The organism is Raoultibacter massiliensis, from assembly GCF_900199545.1.
Taxonomy (GTDB): Bacteria; Actinomycetota; Coriobacteriia; order Coriobacteriales; family Eggerthellaceae; genus Raoultibacter; species Raoultibacter massiliensis.
This window is the reverse complement of sequence record NZ_LT962668.1, coordinates 1-2528: the sequence shown is the minus strand read 5'-3', so window position 1 is coordinate 2528 and position 2528 is coordinate 1. Positions and strand designations below refer to the sequence as shown.

The 2528-nt window shown below is 67.4% G+C and carries 3 protein-coding genes; all 3 read right to left on the bottom strand.

Annotated elements, in window-relative coordinates:
• On the bottom strand, nucleotides 1-801 hold an 801-nt coding region (locus C1719_RS00070), incomplete at its 3' end, for a ParB/RepB/Spo0J family partition protein (RefSeq protein ID WP_102373248.1).
• Nucleotides 794-1555, bottom strand: a complete 762-nt coding sequence (locus tag C1719_RS00065; RefSeq protein ID WP_013978950.1) for a ParA family protein — start codon at nucleotides 1553-1555, stop codon at nucleotides 794-796. The genes C1719_RS00065 and C1719_RS00070, both read right to left, overlap by 8 nt.
• Before the next feature lie 172 nt (nucleotides 1556-1727).
• On the bottom strand, nucleotides 1728-2099 hold the full coding sequence (locus C1719_RS00060) for a YraN family protein (RefSeq protein WP_013978949.1): 372 nt from the start codon (nucleotides 2097-2099) through the stop codon (nucleotides 1728-1730).
• Between the last annotated feature and the right edge of the window lie 429 nt (nucleotides 2100-2528).

Genomic DNA, 2528 nt, shown 5'->3' with positions numbered 1-2528 from the left:
CGCCGCGGGCTTGGGCGCGGGACCCTTCGCGTCTTCTTCGGCGGCGGGCTCGGCGGTCGACTTCTTGAGGAACTCGGTCGTCTCCTTCTTGCCCAAGGGCTGCGCCCGCCATGCCGCATGGAGCCGGTCCTGCGCATCGGAATCCAGATCGGCGAGGATCCCCACGGCGTCCGCCGAGAGCGCGTCCGCGAGCGCGGCCTCGCGCCACTGGGGCGTGAGCCTCTCCTCGATCTTGCGCGCGAGAGACTCCTGGCGCTGGATGGTCTTGCCCGATACCTTGCGTCCGGTCTGCTCGGATATGATCGCCGCCTTGATGTCCTCGGTGCGCACGCCCGCAAGCCCCGGGTTCTCTGCCCTCATGCGCTCGACCTCCACGCCGAGCGCGCGGCTCGCCGCTGCACGCTCCGATACGGTGAGGCTGCGCACGAAGTAATTGGCGGCATGCAGCAGCATGACGGACTGCTCGTCGGTGATGTCGCGGATGACACGGCAGGGAATCTGAGCGTATTTCTCGTCTTCTTCGGCGAGCAGGGCGTAGGCCGCCTTGCGGCGGTGCCCGCTCACCATCTGCCAGCCCCCGTCGTCGAGCTTGCGGACGAGCGGCAGGTCGGTGAGCCCCTCCTCCTTTATGCTCCTTGCCAGCTGGGCTATGCCCGCATCGTCCATCGAGTAGGCGGCGTTGGCGGGATGGTCGGCTATCTCGCCGACGGGGATCCTCTCGACGGGGTAGTCGCTTCGGGTCGACGCGTTCCTGTCGAGCAAGCCCGAGATGGTGAAGCCGGATGCGACCGATTTAGCCATGGAGCACCTCCTCTGCGAGCCTCTCGTAGTCCTTCGCGGGGCGGCTGTCGGGCTTGAACGTCGCCACGGGCTGCCACTGCCAGCTCCCCTCGCACACCTTGGAGCTCGCGTGTATGACGGTGGCGAACTGGTTTTCGGGGAAGTAGGAGTCCAGCACTTCGGCCCCGGTCGCCTCGGCGTTGGTCATGAGGCCGGGCACGCAGGTGCGCAGTATGCGCCATGAAGGCGTGGGCACGCGCAGCGCGTCGGAGATGGACTCGATGGCGCTGACCGTGAGGGCGGTGCCGCGCATGACGGTGGAGTCGAGCTTCACCGGCACGATCACCATGCCGTCGCCCGCAGCGGCCAGGTAGGCGTTGAAGGCGAGGCGCTTCATCGTGGGGCTGCAGTCGACGATGCAGACGTCGTAGTCGCCCGCGCAGTCGTCGAGCGCGAAACGAAGACGCTGCTCGCGCAGGAGCAGCTCGTTTTGGTCGACGAGTTCTATGGTCGAGGGCACGACGGAGAGCCCGTCGGCCTCGGTTTCGAAGGCCACGTCGCCGACGGGCGCGTTCCCGTAGAGGAGCTCGACGGCTCCTCGACGCTCGGCCGTGGCGCGGTCGTAGAGCCCGAAGAAGTCCGTGGCGGACGCCTGCGGATCCAGGTCTATCAGGAGCGTCCTCAGGCCCCGCCTGGCGTAGATGGTGGCGAGGTTGACCGCAGTGGTGGTCTTTCCGACCCCGCCCTTGTAGTTCGATATCGCGAGCGTCCTCATGCTTCCTCCGTCCTCTCTGCGATTGTCGATGGCGTTTACCCCGAGTATACAGAACGGAAACGTTCTGTTAATACCGACCGTTCGCCATGGGGTGGCGGTTCGCCATGGGGCGAGCCGCCTGCAAACGGCCCCCTCCGTCCAGAGGGGGCCTGCCCAGGCGGGCCCGGAGGTCCTAGGCCTCGCCGAAGGCGTTGATGTGGTGCCTGAGCAGCGCACGGTCCTCGCCGACGACGATCATGCTGATCTTGTCGAACCTCACGCCGACCGATTCGGCGAAGTCGTTCTCGGCGAGCCAGGAGACCGCGAGCAGCTCCATCGTCTCGCGATCGTTCCTCCCGTCGCCGAAGCCGGCGCCGGAGTTCGGGCGCGCGGAGACGTCGACGAACACGAGGTCGTCGGACTCGGGGTCGCGTGCAACCAGGTCGATGGCTCCTCTCGTCTCGGGCGACTTCCACCCGGTCGCGAGCGTCTCGTAGCCGCGGACCTCGAGGAAGCGGGCTGCCGCCTTGACCGCCCTGTCCTGGAGAGTGGGATTGGTGTTCATGGTGACCTCCGTTCGGTTGGGGCGGAGCCCCTTGCCCCGCCTTGTGGCATCGGGGCCGCACCGCCTGCCGCGCCCTGCAAGGGAGGAAGCGAAGGCGCGTTCCTCGCCCCATCGGGCCGTTGGTTTTCCGAAGCCCGGAGGGCGCTTTGTTTTGCCGCTTTCGCCTTTTCTCTCGGGCGGCAAAAGAAATCGGAAAAGCATCGCAACCCTTGCGGGGCGCATCGGGCGGCTGTGCGAACCTTTGATGCCCAAGGAGGAGGCAAGGCGATCCGATCGAACGGAGCCCGCCGTGCCGCGAATGCCCCCAGGAGGCTGTCTGAGGGTCGACTGCTCGGGGGAAGCCCTTGCCGGACCGCCCGGCGGAGCTAGCCCCTCGCCATCCTGAGGACCGCCGCGTCCTGCTGCGCCACGTCGTCCCCGACCGCCCCG